The following is a 13,079-nucleotide window of genomic DNA, read 5'->3' on the forward strand; positions in this document are numbered from 1 at the left end:
AGAGCGTTATCCAGACAGCAAAACGGCTACCGTCATGGGTAGCCGTTTAAAAGCGGGTAAGATAGCAGGCGATTAATACATCACTTTATGACCATACTGCTCAAGAATACCCTTTACACGCTCCATGGTCTCTTTTTTAGGCGGCTTCACGCCATCCAGTTTATATTCTTCGCCCATTGCCACCCATTTATGTTTGCCCAGCTCATGATAGGGCAACAGTTCGATTTTTTCGACATTACCCATATCGCGGGTAAACTCGCCCAGGCGATGCGCGGAATCATCGTCGTCAGACCAGCCGGGAACGACAACGTAACGGATCCAGACCTTCACATTTTTCTTTGATAAATACTGCGCGAATTCCAGCGTCCGGTGATTAGAGACACCGACCAGATTCTGGTGGATCTCATCATTCATCTGCTTGAGATCGAGCATCACCAGATCGGTAACGTCCAACAGTTCATCAATCACCGGGTCATAACGGCGCACAAAGCCGTTGGTGTCGAGACAGGTGTGGATACCTTCTTTTTTACAGGCGCGAAACCAGTCGCGTACAAATTCTGCCTGCAAAATGGCCTCGCCGCCGGATGCCGTCACGCCGCCGCCAGAAGCATTCATAAAATGCCGATAGGTCACCACCTCTTTCATTAAGTCTTCAACGGTGATTTCTTTACCGCCATGCGTATCCCATGTGTCGCGGTTATGGCAATACAGGCAGCGCATCAGGCAGCCTTGAAAAAAGGTAATAAAGCGGATGCCTGGGCCATCAACGGTGCCACAGGACTCAAAGGAGTGAATGCGACCAATAACCGGCTTTTTATCAGCAGTTACTGCAACACTTTCATTTGTAATACAATTGGTTAAGTTACTCATATCGCTTCGGCTAGCTCTAAATAACATGGGGTTTATGGACACATTCCGGGCATGTTGAGCACCCTGGTAAGGGGGTTGCATCCTGTAAAAAAGCGGTACTGCGAGCGTAAATTTTGGACTACAGAATGTGTGGCTGTTCCAGAATGTGCTGCAATGGAGCTATTTTACCTCTATTCAGTATAAAATATACGGCAAATCTATGCTGCATAACTCGCACCGCCAGAAATTCTGGCTCATTCATCAGCTCGTAACGCCTCAACCGCAATACATACTGCAAGTGTATCATCCATAGCGCCCTGGTTTTACTGTTTATGATCCGCCTCTTTTTTCGAATGGTTGGCGCCGTTTTGTTGTGGTCAGAACGAAAATAATTCTCAACATAATTCAGATGTGTCCAAAGAACGTTATGCGCTGTCCAGCGCCTGGCGTCGCATTCAACGCGCAATCAGGTGTAAATCTGATGTCATTTCTAAACCCAGGCTGATTCAATCTCTTAAATAGAGTGTGGTTTTAATCAAAAAATGAGAGCAACGGATTGGATCTTGCTTTCGCGGTAAATAATCAAGGGAGTTATTATGCCAGTTACGTTAAGTTTTGGTAATCGTCATAACTATGAAATTAATCATTCACGGCTAGCCCGTTTGATGAGTCCTGATAAAGAAGAAGCGCTATACATGGGGGTATGGGATAGATTTAAGGACTGCTTCAGAACACACAAAAAACAAGAGGTGCTGGAGGTATTATATACACTCATCCATGGATGTGAACGTGAAAATCAAGCTGAACTTAATGTTGATATAACCGGCATGGAGAAGATACATGCCTTTACACAATTAAAAGAATATGCTAATCCATCTCAACAAGACCGCTTTGTTATGCGTTTTGATATGAATCAGACACAAGTTTTATTTGAGATTGATGGCAAGGTTATTGATAAATGTAATTTGCATCGTCTCCTCAATGTTTCAGAAAACTGTATTTTTAAAGTGATGGAAGAAGATGAAGAAGAGTTGTTTCTTAAAATATGTATTAAGTATGGAGAAAAAATTTCTCGCTATCCAGAATTATTAGAAGGATTTGCTAATAAACTTAAAGATGCAGTTAATGAGGATGATGACGTTAAGGATGAAGTTTATAAGCTTATGCGATCTGGAGAAGATCGAAAAATGGAATGTGTTGAATGGAATGGTACTCTTACTGAAGAGGAGAAGAATAAACTACGCTGTCTTCAAATGGGGTCTTTTAATATTACTACCCAATTTTTTAAAATAGGTTACTGGGAATTAGAGGGGGAAGTCCTGTTTGATATGGTTCATCCAACACTTAGCTATCTGCTACAAGCATATAAACCGTCATTGTCATCTGATTTAATAGAAACTAACACCATGCTGTTTTCTGATGTATTAAATAAGGATTATGATGATTATCAAAATAATAAAAGAGAAATTGATGCTATTCTAAGAAGAATATATAGATCACATAATAACACTTTATTTATAAGTGAAAAGTCGAGTTGTCGCAATATGCTTATATAAAAAGTCATTAAAAAGGCCCCACTGATATGGAGCCTTTTTTGTACGCTTTTTATGGCGTAATTTCAGTCAAACCCATTACATGGTCTGCGTGAAGGTACGAGTAATAACGTCCTGCTGCTGTTCTTTCGTCAGGGAGTTAAAACGTACTGCGTAACCAGATACACGGATGGTCAGCTGCGGATATTTTTCCGGATGTTCCATCGCGTCCAGCAGCATTTCACGGTTCATGACGTTGACGTTCAGGTGCTGACCGCCTTCGATGGACGCTTCGTGGTGGAAGTAACCATCCATCAGACCTGCCAGGTTAGTCTTACGAACTTCGTCGTCTTTACCCAGTGCGTTCGGAACGATAGAGAAGGTATAAGAAATACCATCTTTCGCGTAAGCAAATGGCAGTTTAGCAACGGAGGTCAGAGAAGCGACAGCGCCTTTCTGGTCACGACCGTGCATCGGGTTAGCACCTGGTCCGAACGGCGCGCCAGCGCGACGACCATCCGGGGTGTTACCGGTTTTCTTACCATACACAACGTTAGAAGTAATGGTCAGAACAGACTGTGTCGGGATAGCGCCACGGTAGGTGGTCAGTTTCTGAATTTTCTTCATGAAACGTTCTACCAGGTCAACCGCCATGTCATCTACACGAGCGTCGTTGTTACCAAACTGCGGGTATTCGCCTTCGATTTCGAAGTCGATAGCCAGACCATCTTCGTCACGAATCGGTTTAACTTTCGCATATTTGATGGCAGACAGGGAGTCAGCAGCAACGGACAGACCTGCGATACCACACGCCATGGTGCGGATAACGTCACGGTCGTGCAGCGCCATCAGAGAGGCTTCGTAGCTGTACTTGTCGTGCATGTAGTGGATAACGTTCAGCGCGGTGACATACTGTTTAGCCAGCCAGTCCATGAAGTGATCCATGCGGTCCATCACTTCGTCGAAGTTCAGAACATCGCCTTTGATCGGTTCGGATTTCGGACCAACCTGCATTTTCAGTTTTTCATCAACGCCGCCGTTGATAGCGTACAGCATGGTTTTCGCCAGGTTTGCACGCGCGCCGAAGAACTGCATTTGTTTACCAACGATCATCGGGCTTACGCAGCATGCGATAGCGTAGTCATCGTTGTTGAAGTCCGGACGCATCAGGTCATCGTTCTCGTACTGCAGAGAAGAAGTGTCGATGGAGACTTTAGCGGCGAATTTCTTGAAGTTCAGCGGCAGTTTTTCAGACCACAGAACGGTGATGTTCGGCTCCGGAGACGGCCCCATGGTGTACAGGGTGTTCAGGAAACGGAAGCTGTTTTTGGTGACCAGAGTACGGCCATCAACGCCCATACCGCCGATAGATTCGGTTGCCCAAATCGGGTCGCCGGAGAACAGTTCATCATATTCAGGAGTACGCAGGAAGCGAACCATACGCAGTTTCATGACCAGGTGGTCAATCATTTCCTGTGCGTCTTGCTCGGTGATTTTGCCTGCTTTCAGGTCACGTTCGATGTACGCATCCAGGAAGGTGGATACACGACCGAAGGACATTGCTGCGCCGTTCTGAGATTTAACCGCAGCCAGGTAACCGAAGTAAGTCCACTGGATTGCTTCCTGAGCGTTAGTCGCCGGACCAGAGATATCGCAGCCGTATTTAGCTGCCATTTCTTTGATCTGACCCAGAGCGCGGTGCTGTTCAGCGATTTCTTCACGCAGACGGATAGTCGCTTCCAGATTTACGCCGTTTTCCAGATCGGATTGCAGAGACGTAAACTGTGCGAATTTGTCTTTCATCAGGTAGTCGATACCGTACAGCGCTACGCGACGGTAGTCACCGATGATACGGCCACGGCCATACGCATCCGGCAGACCGGTCAGAACGCCGGATTTACGGCAACGCAAGATGTCCGGAGTATAAACGTCGAACACGCCCTGGTTGTGAGTCTTACGGTATTCGGTGAAGATTTTTTTGATCATTGGGTCCAGCTCGCGATTGTACGCTTTGCAGGAACCTTCAACCATTTTGATGCCGCCGAACGGGATAATCGCACGCTTCAGCGGAGCTTCAGTCTGCAGACCAACAATTTTCTCAAGCGCTTTGTTGATGTAGCCAGCGTCGTGAGAAGTGATGGTGGAAGCAACGGAGGTGTCAAAGTCAACAGGCGCGTGAGTGCGGTTTTCCTGTTTAACGCCTTCCATTACGCTGTCCCACAGCTTGGTGGTCGCGTCAGTAGCGCCAGCCAGGAAGGACTCGTCACCCTCATACGGAGTGTAGTTTTTCTGAATGAAGTCACGGACGTTTACTTCATTCTGCCAGTCACCTTTGGTAAAACCTTCCCAGGCTGTGGCTAACTTTTCATTAAGCTCGGACATGTAACACCTACCTTCTTAAGTGGATTTTTTATTTACTGCGTGTAATGGGCATCAACAGATTAATGATGCTCGTTACCACGCAGGTAAATGACCCAGTATGTCAACCCGACCAACAAACCGCCGCCGATAATATTACCGATCGTGACCGGAATCAGGTTATCAGTGATGAAGCTCATCACGGTCAGGTGAGAAAAACTTTCCGGAGACGAACCAACCGCGGTCCAAAACTCCGGTGTAGCAAAATCGCGTATTACAATACCCATAGGAATCATAAACATGTTTGCGATACTGTGCTCAAAACCGCTGGCGACAAACATGGCGACGGGCAGTACCATGATGAACGCTTTGTCCATCAGGCTACGACCTGAGTAGCTCATCCACACGGCCAGACAAACCATCAGGTTCGCCAGAATACCGAGGCAGACAGCTTCAATAAAAGTGTGGTGCATTTTGTGGTCGGCGGTTTGCAGGACGTTAAGTCCCCATTGACCGTTGGCAGTCATATACTCGCCGGAAAGCCACATCAGTAACACGAAAAGCAGAGCGCCAATCAGGTTACCAAAATAGACGTTTAACCAGTTTTTAGCCAGTTGCCCCCAGGTGATGCGACCGCTAGCTTTAGCTACAACGATCAGAACAGTAGAGGTGAAGAGATCAGCGCCGCAAATAACACAGAGAATCAGTCCCAAAGAGAAACAGATACCCCCGATAAGTTTCGCCATGCCATAAGGCATCGCGCCAGTACCGGTTGTCGCAGTAATATAAAAAACAAAGGCAATTGAAATGAATACGCCGGCGGTAATCGCCAGATAGAAAGTCTTAAGCGGATGTTTCGTTGCTTTATAGACGCCTGCTTCTTCAGCCACTTTGGCCATTGCTGCAGGGAGTAAAAGGTCAAAAGGGTTGTCAGCTTTCACACTAACTCTCTCTTTATTAAGTCGGCGACGAGATACTAACAAAGCATTATAGATGAGAATTTGATATAGATCATATCTCGCCTGGCTTATAGGCCCGTAAGTCGCATGGCTTTTATGCAATTACGGTGTAACTTTTTGATTATCCTAATAAAAATAAATTTTAAAAATTATAAATAGAGTTGAATTTTTTCCTGACTCCTCCTGCTGCACGGTTAATTAATATGGAGTAATCAACAAATAAAGTAACATCACTATGTCAATTAATTTAATATCAACAACCAATATTTAACCTTGTTATTACATTTTTCGCCGTTTAGCGAAAATAAATAAAACGGGGCCGCAAAGGCGCCCCGTAATATAACGCAGCCGAGAGGGTAAACCTACCCTAAGTCACTCATATGGCCTTATTTTGACCAGTATGCCGCTTTCGCGCGCTGTAATTTATCATACGCTTTTAACAAGGACTGATGCGCCGGGAACGCTTGTAGATCGTGGTCGACAGCCGGTAGTCCATAAAAAGCCGCTTCACCGCTAAGCGCGGCGCTGGCGGCCTCTACAGCCTCTGCGCCATACATTTTTATAAAAGCATTGAGATATTGCAGTGGCTGACGCGCATCTTCTTGCGACAGGAGCAGCAGAGTTTGCAGGCAACGGTAATAGTTTGCGCGTGTCGGACTAAAGACCGACGAATTGAACTCCATCGTCCATTCTGTCCAGATTAGCGCCTGCTCCAAATCGCCGCCCGCTAACGCTAACATTGCTTTTAATTCGCCGACGCGCAGTGTATACCAACCATTGTCCGCTCCGGTCGCCAGACCCAACAGTTCACGCACGCGGGTGAAATCGTCAAAACCTTCTTCATCCAATTGTTCAATCAGATTGAGATAATCTTCTTTATTCCAGGCGCTACCGGGCAGCGAAAGCAGAGTCTCACGAAGATGGCTACCCATATTGTTGTTGGCCAGCCACAGATCTTCGGCAGGATAAATATCAGACATTCCCGGTACGATAATACGACAGGCGTATACGCCGAGATGCTCGTAATCGGCAATGTAAACTTCTTTATCTTCAGCAGCAAAGATGGCCATCAGCGTGGCGAATTCTTCTTCGGTAGTGCCGGAAAAACTCCAGTCCGTGAACGGATAATCGGCGTCCTGTTTGAACAGATCCCAGGAAATCAGGCCGCTGGAGTCGATGAAGTGGGTCTCCAGATTAGTGTGCTCCGCGACTTCTTCATCATCGAACGTTGGTGGCGTGAAGACATCAAGATCTTTCAGACCGCGTCCCTGGAGTAGCTCGGTCACTGTACGCTCCAGCGCAACGCCAAAGTCAGGATGGGCGCCAAAAGAAGCAAAGCAGGTACCGTTAGCCGGGTTGAACAGCACGACGCAGATAACCGGATACTTACCGCCCAGCGAGCCGTCATAGGCGAAAATCGGGAAACCCTCGGCTTCCAGCGTGGCGATTGACTCCATTACCGCCGGATAACGCGCCATCACCTCTGCGGGAATCTCCGGCAGACTGATACTTTCCGCAATGATGCGATTTTTCACATAACGCTCGAAGACTTCCGACAGTCCCTGAACGCGGGCTTCATTACGCGTATTGCCGGCGGACATTCCGTTAGAGACGTACAGGTTGCCGATGATATTCATCGGAATATACACGGTCTGGTTATCGGACTGACGGGTAAATGGCAGGCCGCAGACGCCGCGAGCTTCATTGCCGGACTGAAGATCAATTAACTGGCTTCCGGTGAGTTCATTTTCCGGATCGTAAAACGCGCGCAGACGGGCATCAAGCAAGCCTTCCGGTACGTCGTCATTTTCAGTCAGCGGGAACCACTTTTCGTTCGGGTAATGCACGAATGGCCCATTGGCGACCGTTTCGCCAAGCCAGAAATCAGCAAAGAAGTAGTTGGTTGACAGACGCTCGAAGTATTCGCCCAGCGCCGAGGCCAGCGCCGCTTTTTTGGTCGCGCCTTTTCCGTTGGTAAAGCATAACGCGCACTCTTTATCGCGAATATGCACTGACCAGACGTTTGGCACCGGGTTCAGCCAGGAGGCCTCTTCGATGTGAAAGCCGAGGTCGAGTAACTTTTGCTGGAAGCGGGCGATGGAGTCTTCCAGCGCGGCGTCTTTGCCGGGAATAAATGTTTGCGTCATGAAAATCACTTTTGTCGTACGGAAAGCGCGCAATGATACGGGTTTTATGTGACGGGCGCTATCTCGCCGGGACATCGGCGGAAATAAAAGTATTGGCTATGCTTTTACACTGGCATTCACAGGAAGAGCATAAAAAATGAAAGCATTTGATTTGCAACGAATGGCGCTGGATAACGTGCCGGTAGCGTTTTTGGGGGAAGTGGCGCTGCGTAGCTTTTACACCTTTGTTCTGGTGTTTCTTTTCTTAAAGGTGACAGGACGACGCGGCGTACGGCAAATGTCGCTTTTTGAAGTGCTGATCATTTTGACATTGGGGTCGGCGGCAGGCGACGTCGCGTTTTATGATGACGTTCCGATGCTCCCTGTTCTGGTGGTATTCATCACCCTGGCGCTGCTCTATCGCCTGGTTATGTGGCTGATGGCGCATAGTGAAAAGTTGGAAGATCTGCTGGAAGGCAAGTCGGTGGTCATTGTTGAAGACGGCGAACTGGCGTGGGAAAAACTGCAGCGCTCGAACATGACGGAGTTTGAGTTTTTTATGGAGCTTCGCTTGAATGGCGTTGAGCAACTGGGGCAGGTCAGACTGGCCATCCTGGAGACAAACGGACAAATCAGCGTCTATTTCTTTGAAAATAAAGACGTTAAGCCGGGGTTAAGCATTCTTCCTGAGCACTGTACGCCACGCTTTATCGTGGCGCCGGAGGCTGGCGACTATGCCTGCGTACGTTGCAGTGAAGTGATACGCATGAACGCCGGGGAAAAGCAATTATGTCCGCGCTGCGCAAATCCAGAATGGACGAAGGCAAGCCGGGCTAAACGCGTTGTTTAACAGCGAAAATATCGGATTTATACGGTTAATCCGGAAGATTCTGTTGTGTGACGCATGCCGCATTTTCTCCTCGCATTGTTTTACCCATTGCGGCGCGTGTCACTGAATGATAAAACCGATATTCACATGAATAACGTTTGCCTGATGTCTGTCAGGCAGGAAACAATGCAGCGTGGTGAGGGGAAATGGCTCAGGTCTTTAATTTTAGTTCAGGTCCGGCGATGCTACCGGCGGAAGTACTTAAACTGGCGCAACAGGAACTGTGTGACTGGCACGGTCTTGGTACGTCGGTAATGGAAATTAGCCATCGAGGCAAAGAGTTTATCCAGGTCGCTGAAGAGGCGGAGCAGGATTTTCGCGATCTCCTTAATATCCCCTCCAACTATAAAGTTTTATTTTGTCACGGCGGCGGTCGCGGGCAGTTTGCTGGCGTGCCGCTCAATCTGCTGGGCGATAAAACCACGGCGGATTATGTCGATGCCGGTTACTGGGCGGCGAGCGCCATCAAAGAAGCCAAAAAATACTGTGCGCCGCAGATTATCGACGCCAAAATCACCGTGGACGGCAAACGTGCCGTAAAACCGATGCGCGAGTGGCAGCTTTCCGATAATGCCGCTTATTTGCACTATTGCCCGAATGAGACCATTGACGGCATCGCCATCGATGAAACGCCGGATTTTGGCCCGGAGGTGGTCGTCACGGCGGACTTTTCTTCTACCATCCTGTCTGCGCCGCTGGACGTCTCTCGCTATGGCGTAATTTATGCTGGCGCGCAGAAGAATATCGGTCCGGCAGGACTGACGCTGGTTATCGTCCGGGAGGATCTGTTAGGCAAGGCGCATGAGAGCTGCCCGTCCATCCTCGACTACACCGTCCTGAATGATAACGACTCGATGTTTAATACGCCGCCGACTTTCGCCTGGTATCTTTCCGGTCTGGTGTTCAAATGGTTGAAAGCGCAGGGCGGCGTGGCGGCGATGCACAAAATCAATCAGCAAAAAGCGGAGTTGCTGTACGGTGTGATTGATAACAGCGATTTCTACCGTAACGATGTCGCACAGGCCAACCGTTCGCGGATGAATGTTCCGTTCCAGTTAGCGGACAATACGCTGGACAAGGTCTTTCTGGAAGAGTCTTTCGCCGCCGGTCTGCACGCCTTAAAAGGGCACCGTGTTGTTGGCGGTATGCGCGCCTCTATCTATAACGCCATGCCGATTGAAGGGGTAAAAGCGCTGACCGATTTCATGATCGATTTTGAGCGTCGCCACGGCTAATACGTTTCTTTTTTCATCCCCACGGCCAGTCTGTGGGGTTTTTATTTCTGTTTTTTGAGAGTTGAGTTTCATGGAATCCCTGACGTTACAACCCATCGCGCGGGTCGATGGCGCCATTAATTTACCTGGCTCCAAAAGTGTTTCAAACCGTGCTTTGCTCCTGGCGGCTTTAGCTTGTGGTAAAACCGCTCTGACGAATCTGCTGGATAGCGATGACGTCCGCCATATGCTCAATGCCCTGAGCGCGTTGGGGATCAATTACACCCTTTCTGCCGATCGCACCCGCTGTGATATCACGGGTAATGGCGGCGCATTACGTGCGCCAGGCGCTCTGGAACTGTTTCTCGGTAATGCCGGAACCGCGATGCGTCCGTTAGCGGCAGCGCTATGTCTGGGGCAAAATGAGATAGTGTTAACCGGCGAACCGCGTATGAAAGAGCGTCCGATAGGCCATCTGGTCGATTCGCTGCGTCAGGGCGGGGCGAATATTGATTACCTGGAGCAGGAAAACTATCCGCCCCTGCGTCTGCGCGGCGGTTTTACCGGCGGCGACATTGAGGTTGATGGTAGCGTTTCCAGCCAGTTCCTGACCGCTCTGCTGATGACGGCGCCGCTGGCCCCTAAAGACACAATTATTCGCGTTAAAGGCGAACTGGTATCAAAACCTTACATCGATATCACGCTAAATTTAATGAAAACCTTTGGCGTGGAGATAGCGAACCACCACTACCAACAATTTGTCGTGAAGGGAGGTCAACAGTATCACTCTCCAGGTCGCTATCTGGTCGAGGGCGATGCCTCGTCAGCGTCCTATTTTCTCGCCGCTGGGGCGATAAAAGGCGGCACGGTAAAAGTGACCGGAATTGGCCGCAAAAGTATGCAGGGCGATATTCGTTTTGCCGATGTGCTGGAGAAAATGGGCGCGACCATTACCTGGGGCGATGATTTTATTGCCTGCACGCGCGGTGAATTGCACGCCATAGATATGGATATGAACCATATTCCGGATGCGGCGATGACGATTGCCACCACGGCGCTGTTTGCGAAAGGAACCACGACGTTGCGCAATATTTATAACTGGCGAGTGAAAGAAACCGATCGCCTGTTCGCGATGGCGACCGAGCTACGTAAAGTGGGCGCTGAAGTCGAAGAAGGGCACGACTATATTCGTATCACGCCGCCGGCGAAGCTCCAACACGCGGATATTGGCACGTACAACGACCACCGTATGGCGATGTGCTTCTCACTGGTCGCACTGTCCGATACGCCAGTTACGATCCTGGACCCTAAATGTACCGCAAAAACGTTCCCTGATTATTTCGAACAACTGGCGCGAATGAGTACGCCTGCCTAAGTCTTCTGTTGCGCCAGTCGACGGGCTGGCGCGCCGAGTCCGTATTCGCACTATTTTTATAATTATGACTAATGCTAATTTGTTGATGATTTAACACATTGATTTATGTGTTTTTTATAATAGTTATCAACGGAAGATTAGTATGAAAAATAAATCATTACTACTGGCGGTGGCGATTTCCGCCACGCTACTGGCAGGATGTAAAAATGGCGTGAATGGCAATTTAATCGCCAGTTCAGGCATGTCAACCTACAAAGCCGCCACACTGTCCGATGCGGATGTTAAGGCATTATCTAATAATGCCTGTAAACAAATGGACAGCGAGAATCAACTGGCAGGTTCGAAAAGCAAATACACCAAACGTCTGAGCAAAATCGCCAAAGCGCTGGGTAACAACATTGACGGTACGCCGGTTAGCTATAAAGTCTATATGACCAGCGATATCAACGCATGGGCGATGGCGAACGGTTGCGTTCGCGTATACTCCGGCCTGATGGATCTGATGACCGATAATGAAATTGAAGGCGTACTGGGCCATGAACTGGGCCATGTCTCTTTAGGGCACTCTCGCAAGGCAATGCAGACCGCTTATGCCACGCTGGCGGCTCGCGATGCGATTTCCGCCACCAGCGGCGTCGCAGCGCAGCTTTCCCAGTCTCAATTGGGCGATCTGGCGGAAGGCGTCATCAATTCGGCGTTTTCTCGCAGTCAGGAGTCGGATGCGGATGACTTCTCTTACGATCTGCTGAAAAAACGCGGGATTAACACCCAGGGCTTAGTCACGGCATTCGATAAATTCGCCACAATGGACGCAGGTCATGCAAAATCATTGATGGACTCCCACCCGGCTTCAGCCGATCGCGCGCAGCATATGCGCGACAGAATTGCCGAAGATAAAAAGTAAATCATTGTCATCTTTCGGGCTGGTTTCTCGCCGGCCCGCTATAATTGCGCAATTATTCCGCATCTGATTACAGACAAAACTGGTTTTTGCACGCAACGTTAACGGTCGCGAGCGTTGGCGCGTATAATGCGCGGCGTTTACGTTAACGGTACGCCTGTTTAAGGAGATAAAGATGACGGCAATTGCCCCGGTAATAACCATTGATGGCCCAAGCGGTGCAGGTAAAGGCACCTTGTGCAAAGCAATGGCGGAAGCATTGCAATGGCATCTGCTGGATTCCGGCGCGATATACCGCGTACTGGCGCTGGCGGCATTGCATCACCATGTCGATCTCGCCTCTGAAGATGCGCTGGTGCCGCTGGCGTCCCATCTGGACGTGCGTTTCGTCTCAACGGACGGCAACCTGGAAGTTATCCTGGAAGGCGAGGACGTTAGCGGCGAAATCCGTACGCAGGAAGTCGCGAACGCGGCATCCCAGGTGGCGGCATTCCCACGCGTGCGTGAAGCGCTTCTTCGCCGCCAACGCGCATTCCGCGAAGCGCCTGGTTTAATCGCCGATGGACGCGATATGGGGACCGTGGTCTTCCCGGATGCGCCGGTAAAAATTTTCCTTGACGCCTCCTCGGAGGAACGTGCGCATCGACGTATGCTACAGTTGCAGGAGAATGGCTTTAGTGTTAACTTTGAACGCCTTTTGGCCGAGATCAAGGAACGCGACGATCGCGATCGTCATCGTGCCGTTGCGCCGTTAGTTCCTGCTGCTGATGCATTAGTTTTGGATTCTACCCGATTAAGCATTGAGCAAGTGATTGAAAAAGCGTTACAATATGCGCGCCAAAAATTGGCTCTCGCTTAAATGCGACCGAATTTGTA

The 13,079-nt window shown here is 49.2% G+C and carries 11 protein-coding genes and 23 other annotated features; of the genes, 6 read left to right on the forward strand and 5 right to left on the reverse strand.

Annotated elements, in window-relative coordinates:
* Positions 1 to 72 precede the first annotated feature (72 nt).
* On the reverse strand, positions 73 to 897 hold the full coding sequence (pflA, locus tag STM0970) for a pyruvate formate lyase activating enzyme 1 (protein ID NP_459945.3): 825 nt from the start codon (positions 895 to 897) through the stop codon (positions 73 to 75).
* Between the two features lie 91 nt (positions 898 to 988).
* Positions 989 to 1,318 (reverse strand): putative cytoplasmic protein gene (locus tag STM0971; protein NP_459946.1). Within the gene, positions 989 to 1,315 belong to an annotated coding region; the region does not span the whole gene.
* Positions 1,313 to 1,318, reverse strand: a ribosome-binding site (putative RBS for STM0971; RegulonDB:STMS1H001257). (Overlaps the previous gene by 6 nt.)
* Positions 1,319 to 1,440: 122 nt before the next feature.
* Positions 1,441 to 1,446, forward strand: a ribosome-binding site (putative RBS for STM0972; RegulonDB:STMS1H001258).
* Between STM0971 and STM0972 the strand changes: the two genes are divergently transcribed.
* Positions 1,441 to 2,405, forward strand: a protein-coding gene (locus STM0972; protein NP_459947.1) for a homologous to secreted protein sopD. Within the gene, positions 1,446 to 2,405 belong to an annotated coding region; the region does not span the whole gene. (Overlaps the previous feature by 6 nt.)
* 75 nt (positions 2,406 to 2,480) lie before the next feature.
* Here the strand turns inward: STM0972 and pflB are convergent.
* The 3 genes from pflB to ycaO form a co-directional block, all read right to left on the reverse strand.
* The gene (pflB, locus tag STM0973) for a pyruvate formate lyase I, induced anaerobically (protein NP_459948.1) occupies positions 2,481 to 4,892 on the reverse strand. Within the gene, positions 2,481 to 4,763 belong to an annotated coding region; the region does not span the whole gene.
* Positions 4,772 to 4,777, reverse strand: a ribosome-binding site (putative RBS for pflB; RegulonDB:STMS1H001259). (Overlaps the previous gene by 6 nt.)
* Positions 4,823 to 5,856, reverse strand: a protein-coding gene (gene focA, locus STM0974; protein NP_459949.1) for a formate transporter. Within the gene, positions 4,823 to 5,680 belong to an annotated coding region; the region does not span the whole gene. The genes pflB and focA overlap by 70 nt, the downstream gene beginning before the upstream one ends.
* Positions 4,865 to 4,873: a -10 signal (putative -10_signal for pflB; RegulonDB:STMLTH004711), on the reverse strand. It overlaps the preceding gene by 9 nt.
* Positions 4,884 to 4,892, reverse strand: a -35 signal (putative -35_signal for pflB; RegulonDB:STMLTH004711).
* Positions 5,687 to 5,692: a ribosome-binding site (putative RBS for focA; RegulonDB:STMS1H001260), on the reverse strand.
* Positions 5,798 to 5,809, reverse strand: a protein binding site (putative binding site for ArcA, RegulonDB: STMS1H000024).
* Positions 5,829 to 5,837, reverse strand: a -10 signal (putative -10_signal for focA; RegulonDB:STMLTH004712).
* Positions 5,848 to 5,856 (reverse strand) — a -35 signal (putative -35_signal for focA; RegulonDB:STMLTH004712).
* 50 nt (positions 5,857 to 5,906) lie before the next feature.
* Positions 5,907 to 5,927 (reverse strand) — a protein binding site (putative binding site for NarL, RegulonDB: STMS1H000307).
* Positions 5,913 to 5,933 (reverse strand) — a protein binding site (putative binding site for CRP, RegulonDB: STMS1H000076). Its footprint overlaps the feature before it by 15 nt.
* Positions 5,927 to 5,951 (reverse strand) — a protein binding site (putative binding site for FNR, RegulonDB: STMS1H000158). (Overlaps the previous feature by 7 nt.)
* A gap of 23 nt (positions 5,952 to 5,974) precedes the next feature.
* Positions 5,975 to 5,995, reverse strand: a protein binding site (putative binding site for NarL, RegulonDB: STMS1H000321).
* Positions 5,996 to 5,998: 3 nt separating this feature from the next.
* Positions 5,999 to 6,024: a protein binding site (putative binding site for IHF, RegulonDB: STMS1H000226), on the reverse strand.
* Positions 6,005 to 6,067 (reverse strand) — a protein binding site (putative binding site for ArcA, RegulonDB: STMS1H000022). Its footprint overlaps the feature before it by 20 nt.
* Positions 6,015 to 6,035 (reverse strand) — a protein binding site (putative binding site for NarL, RegulonDB: STMS1H000311). It overlaps the preceding feature by 21 nt.
* Positions 6,017 to 6,079 (reverse strand) — a protein binding site (putative binding site for ArcA, RegulonDB: STMS1H000014). It overlaps the preceding feature by 19 nt.
* A gap of 5 nt (positions 6,080 to 6,084) precedes the next feature.
* On the reverse strand, positions 6,085 to 7,845 hold the full coding sequence (gene ycaO / locus STM0975; RefSeq protein NP_459950.1) for a putative cytoplasmic protein: 1,761 nt from the start codon (positions 7,843 to 7,845) through the stop codon (positions 6,085 to 6,087).
* Between the two features lie 119 nt (positions 7,846 to 7,964).
* Positions 7,965 to 7,970 (forward strand) — a ribosome-binding site (putative RBS for ycaP; RegulonDB:STMS1H001261).
* Between ycaO and ycaP the strand changes: the two genes are divergently transcribed.
* The 5 genes from ycaP (at position 7,965) to cmk (ending at position 13,062) form a co-directional block, all read left to right on the forward strand.
* Positions 7,965 to 8,674, forward strand: a protein-coding gene (gene ycaP / locus STM0976) for a putative inner membrane protein (protein ID NP_459951.1). Within the gene, positions 7,982 to 8,674 belong to an annotated coding region; the region does not span the whole gene. Its footprint overlaps the feature before it by 6 nt.
* 177 nt (positions 8,675 to 8,851) lie before the next feature.
* Positions 8,852 to 8,857, forward strand: a ribosome-binding site (putative RBS for serC; RegulonDB:STMS1H001262).
* Positions 8,852 to 9,948 (forward strand): 3-phosphoserine aminotransferase gene (serC, locus tag STM0977; RefSeq protein NP_459952.1). Within the gene, positions 8,860 to 9,948 belong to an annotated coding region; the region does not span the whole gene. (Overlaps the previous feature by 6 nt.)
* 70 nt (positions 9,949 to 10,018) lie before the next feature.
* Positions 10,019 to 11,302: a 3-enolpyruvylshikimate-5-phosphate synthetase gene (gene aroA / locus STM0978; RefSeq protein NP_459953.1), complete on the forward strand. Its 1,284-nt coding sequence runs from the start codon at positions 10,019 to 10,021 to the stop codon at positions 11,300 to 11,302.
* A 129-nt stretch (positions 11,303 to 11,431) separates the two neighbouring features.
* Positions 11,432 to 11,437, forward strand: a ribosome-binding site (putative RBS for ycaL; RegulonDB:STMS1H001263).
* The gene (ycaL, locus tag STM0979; RefSeq protein ID NP_459954.1) for a putative Zn-dependent protease with chaperone function occupies positions 11,432 to 12,206 on the forward strand. Within the gene, positions 11,445 to 12,206 belong to an annotated coding region; the region does not span the whole gene. Its footprint overlaps the feature before it by 6 nt.
* Positions 12,185 to 12,193: a -35 signal (putative -35_signal for cmk; RegulonDB:STMLTH004713), on the forward strand. Its footprint overlaps the gene before it by 9 nt.
* Positions 12,185 to 13,062 (forward strand): cytidine monophosphate (CMP) kinase gene (gene cmk, locus STM0980; protein NP_459955.1). Within the gene, positions 12,379 to 13,062 belong to an annotated coding region; the region does not span the whole gene. The genes ycaL and cmk overlap by 22 nt, the downstream gene beginning before the upstream one ends.
* Positions 12,213 to 12,221: a -10 signal (putative -10_signal for cmk; RegulonDB:STMLTH004713), on the forward strand. Its footprint overlaps the gene before it by 9 nt.
* Positions 12,367 to 12,372, forward strand: a ribosome-binding site (putative RBS for cmk; RegulonDB:STMS1H001264).
* Positions 13,063 to 13,079: the final 17 nt, after the last annotated feature.

The organism is Salmonella enterica subsp. enterica serovar Typhimurium str. LT2 (genome assembly GCF_000006945.2).
GTDB classification, from domain to species: domain Bacteria; phylum Pseudomonadota; class Gammaproteobacteria; order Enterobacterales; family Enterobacteriaceae; genus Salmonella; species Salmonella enterica.